At 59.8% G+C, this 14,137-nt stretch carries 12 protein-coding genes; 7 read left to right on the top strand and 5 right to left on the bottom strand.

Going from position 1 to position 14,137, the window contains the following annotated elements; translation table 11 throughout:
• Window positions 1–3 precede the first annotated feature (3 nt).
• The 3 genes from D1222_RS05730 to D1222_RS05720 all read right to left on the bottom strand — a co-directional run bounded on the left by D1222_RS05730 (window position 4) and on the right by D1222_RS05720 (window position 3,592).
• Window positions 4–621, bottom strand: a complete 618-nt coding sequence (locus D1222_RS05730; RefSeq protein ID WP_119453231.1) for a rhomboid family intramembrane serine protease — start codon at window positions 619–621, stop codon at window positions 4–6.
• A gap of 72 nt (window positions 622–693) precedes the next feature.
• Window positions 694–2,979, bottom strand: coding sequence for a putative bifunctional diguanylate cyclase/phosphodiesterase (locus D1222_RS05725; RefSeq protein ID WP_119453230.1), 2,286 nt, complete (start codon window positions 2,977–2,979; stop codon window positions 694–696).
• A gap of 169 nt (window positions 2,980–3,148) precedes the next feature.
• Entirely contained in the window at window positions 3,149–3,592 is a 444-nt protein-coding gene (locus D1222_RS05720; RefSeq protein ID WP_119453229.1) for a DNA-binding transcriptional response regulator, read from the bottom strand.
• A gap of 232 nt (window positions 3,593–3,824) precedes the next feature.
• On the opposite strand from D1222_RS05720, the gene D1222_RS05715 reads away from it, so the two are divergent.
• Window positions 3,825–4,736, top strand: a complete 912-nt coding sequence (locus D1222_RS05715; RefSeq protein WP_119453228.1) for a GNAT family N-acetyltransferase — start codon at window positions 3,825–3,827, stop codon at window positions 4,734–4,736.
• Window positions 4,737–4,794: 58 nt separating this feature from the next.
• The gene (locus tag D1222_RS05710; RefSeq protein ID WP_119453227.1) at window positions 4,795–6,000 is read left to right on the top strand and encodes a mechanosensitive ion channel; all 1,206 of its coding nucleotides are present in this window, start codon (window positions 4,795–4,797) and stop codon (window positions 5,998–6,000) included.
• A gap of 61 nt (window positions 6,001–6,061) precedes the next feature.
• On the opposite strand, the gene bla is transcribed toward D1222_RS05710, so the two are convergent.
• On the bottom strand, window positions 6,062–6,928 hold the full coding sequence (gene bla / locus D1222_RS05705; RefSeq protein WP_182481872.1) for a class A beta-lactamase: 867 nt from the start codon (window positions 6,926–6,928) through the stop codon (window positions 6,062–6,064).
• 118 nt (window positions 6,929–7,046) lie between these two features.
• Window positions 7,047–9,845: a preprotein translocase subunit SecA gene (secA, locus tag D1222_RS05700; RefSeq protein ID WP_119453746.1), complete on the bottom strand. Its 2,799-nt coding sequence runs from the start codon at window positions 9,843–9,845 to the stop codon at window positions 7,047–7,049.
• A gap of 191 nt (window positions 9,846–10,036) precedes the next feature.
• Here secA and D1222_RS05695 point away from each other — a divergent pair, with 191 nt between their 5' ends.
• The 5 genes from D1222_RS05695 to D1222_RS05675 all read left to right on the top strand — a co-directional run bounded on the left by D1222_RS05695 (window position 10,037) and on the right by D1222_RS05675 (window position 14,135).
• Entirely contained in the window at window positions 10,037–11,047 is a 1,011-nt protein-coding gene (locus D1222_RS05695) for a peptidylprolyl isomerase (protein ID WP_119453225.1), read from the top strand.
• Complete coding sequence (gene argJ / locus D1222_RS05690) at window positions 11,044–12,294, top strand: bifunctional glutamate N-acetyltransferase/amino-acid acetyltransferase ArgJ (RefSeq protein ID WP_119453224.1); 1,251 nt, start codon at window positions 11,044–11,046, stop codon at window positions 12,292–12,294. Before D1222_RS05695 ends, argJ begins: the two co-directional genes overlap by 4 nt.
• The gene (gene mutT, locus D1222_RS05685; protein WP_119453223.1) at window positions 12,291–12,695 is read left to right on the top strand and encodes an 8-oxo-dGTP diphosphatase MutT; all 405 of its coding nucleotides are present in this window, start codon (window positions 12,291–12,293) and stop codon (window positions 12,693–12,695) included. The genes argJ and mutT overlap by 4 nt, the downstream gene beginning before the upstream one ends.
• A 9-nt stretch (window positions 12,696–12,704) precedes the next feature.
• The gene (locus D1222_RS05680) at window positions 12,705–12,875 is read left to right on the top strand and encodes a Flp family type IVb pilin (protein WP_119453222.1); all 171 of its coding nucleotides are present in this window, start codon (window positions 12,705–12,707) and stop codon (window positions 12,873–12,875) included.
• Between the two features lie 93 nt (window positions 12,876–12,968).
• Window positions 12,969–14,135, top strand: a complete 1,167-nt coding sequence (locus D1222_RS05675) for an epoxide hydrolase family protein (RefSeq protein ID WP_119453221.1) — start codon at window positions 12,969–12,971, stop codon at window positions 14,133–14,135.
• Window positions 14,136–14,137: the final 2 nt, after the last annotated feature.

The raw sequence follows: 14,137 nt of genomic DNA, 5'->3' as shown, positions 1-14,137 counted from the left end.
TGTTCAGCCCCCTCCGAGAACGCTAGCGACCTGGCTGGAGAAGATGGAGAGCGATTCCGGCGCGATGACGATGGTCGCGATCAGGCCGGCAATGGCGCCGCCGATATGGGCTTCGTGACCGATGATCCGGTTTTCCCGCTGTGCGAGGATAACGCTGATCACGATGAAGAGAATGCCGAAGACAATTGCCGGCATCGGGATGATGAAGAAGAGCAGCATCGCGAAAGGCTGGAACAGGCAGAAGGACAGGATGATGCCTGACGTTGCCCCGGACGCACCGAGAGCGCGGTAATCCGGCGAGCGGAAATTCTCCAGCAGTGCCCAGAGATTACCGCCCAGAAGCGCGGTGAAATAGACAAAGACAAAAGCGGGCGTGCCGAGCTGGTACTCAATGTATCGTCCGAACTGGAAGAGGACGAACATGTTGATGAGCAGGTGAAACACCCCGCCATGCAGAAAGCCCGACGTGACAAGACGATGATATTCGCGCTGCTCGCGGATCGCGCCGACATCGAAGAGGTTCTTCAGCAGGAATTGCTGGTTCAGCCAGCCATAGATGCTGACGAGGACATTGATCGCGATCAGTGTCAGCGTGGCGGGAAAGATGGAAAGCTGGTCCATGGCCGACGCCTATCGCATGGCGCGCCGGAAAAGAACCAGAAAAAGCGCCGCGCCGCTTTGCGCAATGATCGATCAGGCGCGTTGGCGAAGGCCGGGCGCGTGTTGCCGGGGCTGCAGGTCGCTCGCGTCGAGATCCGCGATAGGCGCAGGGCGGCCGAGAAGATAACCCTGCACTTTTGAGAAACCCGCCAGACGGACAAGTCGAAGCTGGGCCTCAGTCTCGATCCCTTCAGCGACGATATCGACGTCCATGATCCCGCCAATGCCGGACATCAGGGCGAGAAGCTTCTGTGCGCGCTGGCTTTCGACGGCCTGAGCAAGAAAAGAGCGGTCGACCTTGATCCGGTCGACAGGCAAGGTTTCGAGGCGGCTGAGAGAAGAATAGCCAGTGCCGAAATCATCAAGCGAGATGCCGACGCCATGATCGCGGATCGCATTGAGCAGAGAGCGGGACACTTCCATGTCCTCAAACATGCCGCGCTCGGTGATCTCAAGCTCAAGCAGATTTGCCGGAAAGCCTGTTTCGGACAGGATGGTAAGCACGGAGTCCATGAACCCGTCCGTCATGATCTCCATGGGTGAGATGTTCACATTCAGCCGGATCGATGCATCGTGGCGGCTCATCCACTCGAGTGCTTCGGTGCATGCGCGGCGCAGCGTGTACTGGCCGAGGGACACAATGGCGCGGCTGCTTTCTGCGATGGTGATGAACTCATCCGGCGCAATGCTGCCATAGACGGGGTGGGTCCAGCGCGCGAGGGCTTCGACACCGCTCAGGGCGCCGCTGCGAACCTCGAAAATCGGCTGGTAATGCATCTCGATGTCGCCATTGGCGATGGCGCCCGCGAGGTCCCGCCTGATCGCGAGGCGCCTCTCCAGCCGGACTTCGATCTCACCTGCGCAGAGTATGCACTGTCCGCCGCCCTGGGACTTTGCTTCGTAGACTGCCGCGTCCGCCCGCTCCAGCGCGTTGGCGAGCGTCTTGTTCGGGCCTGTGCACGCTGCTCCGATGGACGCGGCCATGTCGATGACGCGGTCGTCCATCTTGATGGGACGGAAGACAGCTTCGGCAAATTGCTCAGCCAGCCAGTGAATGCGCTGGGGGTCCCAGCGCGTCGTCAGCAGCGCGCAGAATTCATCGCCGCCCAGCCGGAAGACTTCGAGGCCCGGGATCGCTTCTTCGAACTCGCGAAACCGCAGACCAAGTTCGGCAAGCGCGACATCGCCGCTCTCATGACCCTGACGGTCGTTGAGGTTCTTGAAGTTGTCGAGATCAATGCAGATGACGGCCGTCTCGTCCCCATCGGCCTGGGACTGGCGCGCCTCAACCGACTCGTTAAAGGCGTGCCGGTTCTTCAGGCCGGTCAGCCTGTCACACATGGCGAGGACTTTCAGCTTCTCTTCGGCTTCTGCCTTGTCGGTGATGTCATGCGCGATGACACGGTAGCCGGCAAAACTGCCATCAGGGTGAAAGACGGGGTGACCGGTGCACTCAACCCGGCGCGAAAGATCGCCGACGCGCAGATAGGCGCGGATATTCTCGTAGGGGGACTGGGTGGCGAGCGCGTTGTTGAAGATATGGGCCTGTTCTTCCCAATCATGGAAGAGCGTTCGCCAGTTGCAGCCGACCGCGTGCCCCGGGCCGAAAAAGTCGGTCACTGTACCGAACTCATCAATCTCGAGATGCCAGTCAGAGGCAAGCGTCGCATATTGCGCGTATCGTTCCTTGAGCGTGCTCTCTTTCTGCACGGCCCGGTTGAGCGAGGCATAAGCCGCGCCGGTAATCTTCTTCGGCAGGATGGCGGCAAGGGCGCTACCAATCGTGATGATGCTGAGCGCGATAGCGGTCAGATAGGTTTCATCGCGCCCGGCAAACACCACGGCCTCGCCCGGGAAGAGCGCAAGATAGATCGTGAAGAAGAGAATGAGCCCGACCGAATAGACCGACGCCAGCCAAAGCGGCGCCAGAAGGCCAAACATGAACGGGCTGAGGCCAAGCAGCATCAGGCCAATCCATGCGCCAGCGCCATGCAGGAGGATTTCGGCCACCAGGTTTGCTGGAATACTCATGCAGACGAGCAGTATGGCGAGCTGGAGCGTCCGCTCCCGCAAAGAGAGCAGGATGGCGCCGGCGAGACTGAGGAAGGTCACCGCATCGACGACGGCCATGACGCCAAGCGGGTAATTATCATCAATCATCATCGAGATGATGATGAACGCCGTAATGATCATGATGGCGCTTGCGCAGAAGAGAACGAGAAGCTGCTGAACGCGCGTATTGTTCAGGAGCCGAAGCGACCAGCGGTGTCGTCTGCTATGGGGTGTACTGTCGGCGTCAGTATTTCCACCGTCTTCCATGCGACCCTCTCTCTCCCTCACCTTGGACGATGTATAGGCATCAATTCTTTGGGCATCGCCAAGGCACGGCTTCAATCTGAAGAGAATTAGAAAACTTATGATTAAGAATTGAGGCGCGCTGAAACACAGCCCTCAAGGCCGTCTCCGATAGAGGCGTTCTCACGAAGATCTAAGCGGCGACGATGCGGCCAGTCGTTTTGCTGTCCGGGGCCGGCATCTGCTCGAAGAAGAAGTCGAGCATCGCCTCTGGGCGCTGGATGAAGCGGTTATAAGGCAGGCTGGCCTTGAAGATCGGGGACTTTGCGATGTTGCAGCCGCAGCGAAGGGCGGTTTCCACGATGGTGTCGCGATCAGGGTTGGCTGAGGCGACCGCAATGCGGTGCGAGCCCATATTGGCGAGACGGGCAATCGTCATGTCGCCATCATAGCTGTCAGGCAGGGTCAGTTCGGTGATGACAAGGTCAAAGCGCTCAAGGCGAAGGCGGCGTTCTGCTTCCATGAGGGTGTGGGCGAGAACGAGATCGACCTGGACGCGGGCCCGGGCTGCCTTGTCAGCAGCCACAGCCAGAATGTCGCGCACCGGCTCGTGATCCTCGATCCACAATACTTTCATAGAGCTCTACCCTGTGTGCCGAACGCTTTAAGCGCTGAACGCTGCGTTCTCCCTCAATGAAGGCACTTTGACACCCATGCCTTTCAGCTTGGTAAAGCGAAACTTGCCGAAGTGTTTACAGGTCCACTGATCTGGTTACCGCAACATAAGATCGCATGCGGATGATATTCCGTGATAGGCTCAATGCTGGCCGGGGAAGTAGCCTGATCCGCGCCATGGTGAGGAAGCTAAAATGGCCGATGGCACTGTAAACGAAGCAGAAAATAGTTCGGCTTTTCTCCGTGATGTCGAGCAGAGCGATCAACACATCGTTGATACGTTGATCGCCGAACGCTGCCCCAGCTTCGTGTCACACTGGTCGTGGCCGTTAACCCGGCGGGTGCTTTACAAGATGCTTGGTTATGCGCGTGCCCGCGAAATGGCGGACACGTTAATGACGCTGAACGGGCGCGATTCGTTCGATTACCTCGCGCGCGAGCTCGACGTTCAGCTGGATATCCATCACCTGGACCGCCTGCCAGAGCGCGGACGCTGCGTCGTTGCGGCGAACCATCCGACGGGTCTCGCGGACGGAGTGGCTGTCTGGGACGCGCTCATCCAGCGCCGCAAGGATGTCGTCTTCTTTGCGAATGCGGATGCCATCCGCGTTAACCCCCGCTTTCAGGATGCGATCATTCCGATCGAATGGGTTGCCGACAAGCGCAGCCCCGCCAAGACGCGCGAAACGCTCAAGCGCGCTTCAGAGGCGTTCGAGGCCGAAAAGTGCGTGGTTATCTTTCCGTCCGGCAAGCTCGCCAAGAAGTATGACGGTGTGCTGACAGAGCAGGCATGGTTTCCGACAGTGGTAAGCCTCGCGCGAAAGCAGGGCGCGCCGATCGTACCGCTCAATGTGAATGCCGAAAACTCGAAGCTTTTCTACCGTCTCAGCCAGATCAATGGCGAGCTCAGGGACATCACGCTGTTCCATGAGCTGCTCAACAAGAAGCGCGCCTCTTTCGAGCTGACATTCGGCAAGATGATCCCGACCTATTCGCTGATGGGGGATGCCGGTCAGGTCACCGAAGCCTTGAAGCAGCATGTCGCGATCACTTTGGCGGGCGATCCCGACGCAGAATTTGGAACCCAAGCCCTCAGCCCTAGTTGAAAGCGTATCGCGCAACTCAAACCCGGGTTGGCATTCGTAAAATGCGAAAGGGCTGAATATGGAAGAATTCTGGAATAACACCGTCAATCAGGTGCAGGACTATGGGCCAAAAGTGCTCTTTGCCCTGCTGATCCTGATCGGGGCCTATATAATTGGCCTCCTCTTCAAATGGGCAATCTCCACGGCGGTCAACAAGACCGGCTTTGGCAAAGGCCAGGCAGACCCTGACGGCAAGGCGACCAAGTCGCTCGGCGACAGTCTGGGTATAGCCGCTTTCTGGATCATCATGCTGATCGGTGTCATCCAGGCGCTGACGCGGCTTGAACTGACGCAGATCGTACAACCGCTGAATGGCATGCTGAGCGACGTGCTCAATTATCTGCCGAACATCTTTGGCGCGATCCTGATCTTCATTGTCTTCATCATTGTAGCCAATGTGGTCCAGAAGACGGTGAAAGCTGTCTTCGTCTTTGCTGACCCGATTCCAGAGCGTCTTGGTCTTGCTGATGGTCCGGTCAACATCTCTGGCGTCACGGCAACTGTGCTGGCTTCCATCGTTGGTATCCTCGGTGCCATTGCCGCGTTTGACGTGCTGGCGATCGAAGCGATTTCGCAGCCAGCAACTGAAATGCTGAATGAGATTATCGGCGCAATTCCGAACATTCTCATCGCGGCGATCCTGCTGACCGTCTTCGTCATCATTGGCCGCTTCGTGCACAATCTTATCCTGCGCACGCTGCCGAACTTTGGTGTCGACAGTGCGGTGGCTGAGCTCGGCATCCTTAAAGGTGCAGACAAGGGCCTCACGGCGTCGAACGTGATTGCGAAGGCGGCCCTGTTCTTCATCGTGCTCCTCGGCCTTGTGCAGGCGATGCGCGCGCTTGAGTTCGATGTCCTGACCAATGCGACCTATACGGTGCTTGATCTGGCCGCATCGATCGTATTTGGCGCAATCATAATCTTTGCTGGTGTGGTTATCGCCCGCATCGTGAGCGGTGCCATGGCATCTTCAGGTGATGGTGCAAGCGACACGGTTGCGAAGGTCACCAAGTGGGCCATCATTATCCTGGCCACCATCCTTGGTATTTCCCGCATGGAGCTGGATCCGACGGGCGGCGAGTTCGTGCTGAACGTGGCTGAGATGCTCGTCATGGGCGCTGCGATCGGCCTCGCCATCGCGTGCGGCATCGGCTTTGGCTGGGGCGGCCGCGACTGGTTCGCCAAGCAGCTTGAAAAGTGGAGCCGCAAGGACGGCACGCCATAAGGCGCTAGCTGACTTCACCCAAAAGACAAAGGCCGCTCCATCCGGGGCGGCCTTTTTCGTTCTATCGGTTCGCGCTGGCCAGCTTCGCAATCTGCGCATGAAGGCGGTTCGCTTCCTTCGAGACAGGATTGGGCACATTGATGTAGCTCGCGATGACGATCGGCTTTGCCTTTGCGCCTTCTGGCGGGATGGCAAATGCCACATCGTTATTGGCGCGGTTACTGCTGGTGCCGGTCTTGTCTCCGCTCACCCATTTTTCTGGCAGCCCGGCGCGCAACCGGTCCAGTCCTGTGTCTGCGGCTATCATCCACCCTCTCAGCGTATCGCGCGCTGAAGGCGTTAGCCTGTCACCGAAGAGGAAGTCGGAGAGGTGATGCGCCATCATGCGCGGCGTGGTCGTATCTCTGGGGTCGCCCGGCGCGTTTTCGTTCAATTCTGGCTCCAGCCTGTCGAGCCGGGTGACTGTATCACCGAGATCTCGCAAGCGTTGGGTAAAGCCCTCTGGCCCGTCCAGTCCCGCAAGCAGGAGGTTCGCCGCTGTATTGTCGCTCGTCTTGATGGTTGCGGCGCAAAGCTCTGACACGGAGAGGCCAGCGCTGCCAACGTGCTGGCGCGTGACGGGTGAGTGAAAGACGAGATCGGCGTCGGAGATGGCAATGCGCCTGTCCAGCAAACCTGTATCCCTGTCGGCGTCGCGGAGGATGAGGGCTCCCAGAAGCCATTTGAAGGTCGAGCACATGGCGAACCGCTCATCAGCCCGATGAGAGAGGCGTTCACGGCCTCCGACCTCCAGCGCGACAACACCGAACTCTCCCAAACTCTCTCGCTCAAGGCCGGCGAGAGGCCGATCAGGCGCTCTGGCTGACGCGCAGGCCGCCATAGTGGTTGCTGCGCCGAGGCTCAAAATGACAGACCGTCGAGAATACATGTTGCGCGCTTTGCTGAACCGAATGGCCCAGCATCTGTCAGCGCTATCGGTAAAGGCCAAATGAAAAACCGGCCGCAAGCGACCGGTTTCCATCAGATGTGTTGTAGGCGACTGCCTCTTAAGCGCGCTGCGTGCCTGCCGGGCTGAGTGAGCCGTGGCAGTGCTTGTACTTCTTGCCGGAGCCACATGGACAGGCCGCGTTGCGCGGGGTCTGCGACCAGTCATCCTCTGCCTGATGCAGCGGCGGGCCGTCATGCGGATCGTTCGGACCTTCAACCACGTCAGGCGTCATTTCATTGTCGCCCGTGTCGGGGTTGAGGTGGGTTTCGCGCAGATTTTCACGCGACAGGATGGAAGCGCGCGCAGCTGCAAGAGCTTCCTCGTCACGGGCGCGGGCCGCAGCACGCTGAGCTTCGTCAGATGGCGGCGTGATGCGGATATTCATCAGGATGCGCGTCACTTCGTGGCGCAGCGTGCTAAGCAGTTCGTTGAAAAGCTTGAAGGCCTCTTCCTTGAACTCGTTCAGCGGGTCACGCTGGCCGTAGGAGCGCAGGTGAATGACCGAGCGCAGCTGGTCGATCTGCTGCAGGTGGTTGCGCCACTTGCTGTCGAGGACCTGAAGCAGGACCTGTTTCTCGACATTGCGGATCTGGTCAGCGCCGGCCAGCTTTACCTTCTGCTCGAATGCGTCGTCGGACGCCTTGCGGACACGCTCGGCGATCTCGGCATTCGCGACGCCCTCTTCGGAGGCCCATTCGGCAATCGGCAGGTCAAGGCCGAGCTCATTCTTCAGCGTCTCGGTAAGGCCTTCGACATCCCACTGCTCAGCGAATGCCTTTTCCGGCATCGCCTCTTCGACCCATTCGTCGATGATGTCATGGCGCATGTCGGTCACTTCTTCAGTGACCTGACCGGCGTTCATAAACTCGCGGCGCTGCTCGAAGATGGCCTTGCGCTGGTCATTGATGACGTCGTCATATTTGAGGACGTTCTTGCGGATCTCGAAGTTGCGTTCCTCGATCTTCTTCTGCGAGGTCTCGATCGCCTTGTTCATCCACGGGTGCGTGATGCCCTCATCTTCCTTGATGCCGAGGCTCTTCATGATCGAGTTCAGGCGGTCAGCCGCAAAGACGCGCATGAGGTCGTCTTCGACGGAGATGAAGAATTTCGATTTGCCCGGGTCGCCCTGACGGCCCGTCCGGCCGCGCAGCTGGTTATCGATCCGGCGGCTTTCGTGGCGCTCGGTACCGAGAACAAAGAGGCCGCCCGCATCGAGGGCCTCTTTCTTGCCAGCCTGGATCTCGGTCTTGATCTCCGCTTCCATGGCTTCTTCTTCCTCGCGGGAAGGGTCGCGGCCATGCTTTTCCTTGAACGCGTCGACGGCCTTCCAGAGGCGCATTTCGAGGTTACCGCCAAGCTGGATGTCGGTACCGCGGCCAGCCATGTTGGTGGCGACCGTCACGGCGCCCGGAAGACCGGCATCGGCGATGATTTCGGCTTCCTGCTCGTGGTGGCGTGCGTTCAGCACCTTGTGCGGGATCTTGGCCTGCGTGAGCAGGGTGGAGATGATCTCAGACTTCTCGATCGAGGCGGTACCGAGCAGGATTGGCTGGCCCTTGGACCGGGCGTCGCGCACTTCCTTGACGATCTCCTGATATTTCGCGGAGGCGACCCGGTAGACGACGTCATCATCGTCTATACGCTGGATCGGCTTGTTGGTCGGCAGCTGGAAGACTTCCAGCTTGTAGATATCTGCAAACTCGGCCGCTTCGGTGATGGCGGTACCGGTCATGCCGGCGAGCTTGTTGTAGAGGCGGAAATAGTTCTGGAAGGTAATGGATGCCAGCGTCTGGTTCTCTGGCTTGATGTCGACGCCTTCCTTGGCCTCGATCGCCTGGTGCAGGCCTTCGGAGAGGCGGCGGCCTTCCATCATGCGGCCCGTGAACTCGTCGACCAGCATCACCTGGCCGTCTTTCATCAGGTATTGCTTGTCGCGGTGGAACAGCTTGTGGGCGCGCAGGGCCTGGTTCGAATGGTGGACGATGGAGACGTTCTGCGGGTCCCAGAGATTGCCTTCCAGCATGCCGGTCTCTTCGAGCATGCGTTCCATCTTCTCCATGCCCTCTTCGGTGAAGATGACAGAGCGCTGCTTCTCGTCGAGCTCGATATCGGTCTCATCGTTCAGATTCGGGATGAGGTCGTTGATGGTGCGGTAAAGCTCTGAGCGGTCGTCGGTCGGGCCGGAAATGATCAGCGGGGTGCGCGCTTCATCGATCAGGATGGAGTCGACCTCGTCGACGATGGCATAGGCGTGGCCGCGCTGCGCCATCTGGTCGAGCGAGTATTTCATATTGTCGCGCAGATAGTCGAAGCCGAACTCATTGTTCGTGCCATAGGTGATGTCGCATGCATAAGCCGCCTTGCGCTCACCATCATTGAGGCCGTGCACAATCGTGCCGGTCGTCATGCCGAGGAAGCCATAGAGCTTGCCCATCCATTCGGCGTCGCGGCTGGCGAGATAGTCGTTGACGGTAATGACGTGCACGCCCTTGCCGGCGAGCGCGTTGAGATAGACGGCCAGCGTTGCCACCAGCGTCTTGCCCTCACCGGTGCGCATCTCGGCGATGGCGCCCTTGTGAAGCACCATGCCGCCAATCAGCTGCACATCGAAGTGGCGCATGCCGAGTGCGCGGACAGACCCCTCACGCACGACGGCAAAGGCTTCTTCCAGAAGGTCGTCCAGTGTTTCGCCCTTGTCGAGGCGCTCACGGAAGGCTGCAGTCTTGGCTTTCAGCTCCTCGTCGGAGAGCGCCTGCATTTGCGGCTCCAGAGCATTGATCCGCTCGACGCTCTTGCGCATCGGCTTGATCTTTCTGTCGTTGGCGGAACCGAACATTTTGCGGGCAAGGGAGAGCATGGAAACAAGCACCAATCTGCGCTGTTGACTTGAAGGATGCCTCCTGACCAGAAACCATGTGCAGGAGGGGCACGCGAGATGGGGCGTACCACGGGTGACTAAACCTCTCGACCAGTCCCCGCGGGAGACTTAAGAACGCCGCCAAATAGTGTCAATGCGGACGGCTGTAGCACGAACACAAGGACTTAGGCATGCATAGGCACCGGTTCTCCATCCCCGCACTCGCGCTTGCGCTCGGCCTTGTGCTGACGGCGTGTAATGAGAGCGATCCGGAAAATGGCGTCAGGCGGCCAGTCGGCTTTGATGCGTCAGCTGCCGCAAGGGTAAATGGCGACCCGATCTACCTCTCCGATGTCGAGCTGGAAGCGGTTGCACAGGGCCGAATTGAACCGGGCGACTCCTTTGGCCCGGAGCATGAAGATTACCAGCTCGTCCTCGACCAGCTGATCGACCAGCGCCTACTCGCGCAGGAAGCGGTGCGCCGCGGCCTCGACCGCACGCCCGCCGCCCAGCGCCGTCTGGAAACCGCACGCGAGCGTCTGCTCGGCAATTTTCTCATGGAAGACCTCGTCGCCACGCAGGTGAATGAGGAAGCCATCGACCGGATGTATGAAGAGCAGGTGCGCCTGCAGCAGCTCGATGATGAGGTGCGCATCCGCCACATCCTGCTAGCGACTCAGGAAGAGGCCGAGACTGTGCTTGAGAAGGCGCGCGCAGGTGAAGACTTCACGGCGCTTGCGTTCGAATTCTCTGAAGACACCCGCACCCGTCTCGATGGCGGCTCGTTCGGATGGGTTGCACCCAATGAGATGGTCGACCCGTTTCCGGCCGTGATCGCCGACACGCCCGCAGGCGAGATTTCTGAACCTTTCCAGTCCGAGCAGGGCTGGCACATTCTCAAGGTCGAGCAGCGCCGCACCCGTCCGCCAAAAACGCGTGAAGAAATGCGTCCGGAGATCGTGACCTATCTCACCTTCACGCAAATCAGCCAGATCCTTCAAACCCTGCGCGCCAATGCCGACATCGAAGAGCGCGAAGGCGGCATGATCGCGCGTGACCTCGCTGAAGAGGCGGGAGAAGCTGCAGCGGGCGAAGCCGCCCCCGGCGATGGGAGCGACACTGACCTGGATGAAACTGCAGCCGAGGCCAGCGAAGCTGATGCTGAAACGGGCGCAGACGAAGATATGGAGACAGTAGAGTGAAGCTCACCCCATCGCCTTTTGCGCCTGAGGCTTTTCCGGCGCTGCCAGAGGTCAAAGGCGTGCAGGCTGCGACCGCCTCGCGCGGCTTCTATGCGCGCCGCGGCGTCGAGCGCGATGATGTTTTCCTGTTCCTGATGCCCGAAGGCACGTCGGCGGCGGGTGTTTTCACGCGCTCACTGACCGCGTCGGCAGATGTTGAATGGTGCCGCGAGGCACTGAAGGCGTGCGGGGGCGTTGGCCGGGCCGTCGTCGCCAATGCGGGCAATTCCAATGCCTTCACGGGCAAAGCGGGCAAGCTCAAGAATGACGCGACGCTTGCGGCAATGACAGAGACGCTCGGCGTGCCGAAAGAGGCCTGCTTTCTGGCTGCGACCGGCGTCATCGGGGAGCCGCTGGCCGATCCAAACTTCGTTGGCGAAATGCTGCCTGAGCTTCATGGCAAGCTGGAACCGGCAGACTGGGAGGCGTGCGCGCGCGCCTTTATGACGACGGACACCTATCCCAAGGGCGCCGGGGCGACCACTGACATTGACGGGACGCCTGTTGCGATCTCAGGCATCCTCAAGGGCTCTGGCATGATCATGCCGAACATGGCGACCATGCTTTGCTATGTGTTCACCGATGCCGCCATCGCGCCTGCGCTGCTTGACCAGCTGCTGCGTGAAACGGTCGATCCGACGCTGAACTCCGTCACTGTGGACGGTGACACGTCGACGTCTGACACCTGCATGCTGTTTGCGACCGGCGCGTCCGGCGCGCCGATGATCGAGGAGGCAAGCGATCCGCGCCTTGCAGGTTTCCGCGCCGCGCTGATGGAGGTCTTCCGTGATCTTGCCCACCAGCTGGTCAAGGATGGCGAAGGCGCATCCAAATTCGTCGAGATCTGCGTGGAAAACGCTGCTTCGGAAAGTTCTGCCAAGACGATCGGCATGCACATCGCCAATTCGCCGCTCATCAAGACGGCGATTGCGGCGGGCGACGCCAACTGGGGCCGCATCGTCATGGCGGTCGGCAAGTCGCTGGAGCCCATCAGGAAAGACCAGATGCAGATCTGGTTTGGCGATCATATGGTCGCCGATGGCGGGATGCGCGCGCCGGGCTATGACGAAGCCGTGGCGAGCGGGCATTTTGCGGGCGACCATATCTCCATCAAGGTGGATGTCGCCGCCGGAGAGGCGTCCTGGACGGTGTGGACCTGCGATCTCACCCACGGCTATGTCGACATTAACGGCGCCTACCGGACATGAGCGGTAAGGTCCTGCTGGTGGTCGCTGCGGCGATCTTCAACGAGGATGGCGATATCCTGCTGGCCCAGCGCCCGGAAGGTAAATCCATGGCGGGCCTCTGGGAATTTCCGGGCGGCAAGCTGGAGGCGGGAGAACGACCTGAAGAGGCGCTTTGCCGCGAGCTGAAGGAAGAACTTCAGATTTCTGTAGACCCCGCCGCAATCAGACCGATCACTTTTGCAAGTTTCGGTTATCCGGATTTTCACCTTTTGATGCCACTTTATGAGGTGCGGGACTGGCAGGGTGAGCTTGCCGGGCTCGAGGGACAAGAAATCGCCTGGGTGAAGCCGGCGGAGCTGGGCCGCTATGAAGCCCCGCCTGCCGATATTCCTTTGTTCGATGAGCTTGCCCTGCGATATTGAGGGAACTTCATGTTCATCCGGCCTGTGAAGAAGCTGAAGTCCGATATTAGCGGCGCCAGCGCTGTTGAGTACGGGCTGCTTCTTGGTCTCATGACCATTCTGCTGGTCACTGCGCTGACCACGGTTGGCACCAAGACCTCTGATCATTTCAACGAAGTTGAGAGTGGCTTCTCTGGATAGGTTTTCCAGGCCAGCTGCCCCCATGTGAGCCTTGACCCTCGCACCTCGTGCGCGCTTCATCCTGACTGACGACACGCCAGCAGGAGATCCGCCATGAGCAAGGTCACCCCATTCACCGTAAATGTGTCAGATGACGGGCTCGCGCGCATCCGGGCGCGGGTCGAAGCCTATCGCTGGTTTCCGGCACCTTCCATCGGTGATGAGTGGGCCTTTGGCATGTCGAGCGCCTTCCTGAGGGATATTCAGGCCTATTGGCTCGAGCAATATGACTGGCGCGCAGCGGAAAAGACGCTGAATGCGTGGCCGCAATTTAAGACAGAGATTGATGGCCTCGACATCCACTTCCTGCATGTCGTGGGCGAGGCGGGTGGCAAACGCCCGCTCCTGCTGACGCATGGCTGGCCGGGCTCGGTCTATGAATTCTATGAGGCGATCGGCCCGCTCGCCTATCCATCGAAACATGGCGGCAAGGCGGAAGACGCCTTCGATCTCGTGATCCCATCACTGCCGGGCTATGGCTTTTCAGCGAAACCCGCCGCGCCAACAGGGCAGCAGGCGACGGCGAAGATGTGGGATACGCTGATGCGTGAGCGTCTTGGCTATGACACCTATCTGGCGCAGGGCGGTGACTGGGGCGGGCTAGTGACCTCACTGCTGGGCCTCAATCATGGCGTCGATAGCGGCGGTGGCTGCAAAGCGATCCACCTCAACATGATCGGCCATCAGCCAGCCGACCGGGCCCCGCGCACCGATGAAGAGACAAAATGGATCGCAGCTTCGCAGGCCGCCATGCAGGCCGAAGGCGCCTACCTCTTGGAGCAGGCGACCAAGCCGCAGACCCTGGCCATGGCGCTGATGGACAGCCCCATGGGCACTGCCGCCTGGATTCTGGAAAAGTTTCACGGCTGGAGTGACCGCAGCCGGGGCAAGCTCACCGATATCTATTCGCGCGACCAGCTGCTGACCAATGTGATGATCTATCTGGTGAATGACGCGATCGCGACATCGGTCTGGTACTATGCAGCGTTATTCCTCGAAGGCGGCGCGCAGCTGAAACCGGACCAGAAGGTCAATGTGCCGACGGGGATCGCGGACTATCCAGGTGAGACGATCTACAGGACGCCGCCGCGCAGCTGGTGCGAGCGCATCTATAATGTCGCCTACTGGTCAGACATGGAGGAAGGCGGGCACTTCGCAGCGATGGAAGTGCCGGACCTGTATGTCGAGGATGTGAGGGCGTGGGCCCGAGCCGTCAGCTAGGC

Source organism: Henriciella algicola (genome assembly GCF_003576245.1).
In the GTDB taxonomy this organism is placed as follows: domain Bacteria; phylum Pseudomonadota; class Alphaproteobacteria; order Caulobacterales; family Hyphomonadaceae; genus Henriciella; species Henriciella algicola.
Note: the sequence above shows the minus strand (reverse complement) of the source record. Positions and strands in the feature narration are given on the sequence as shown.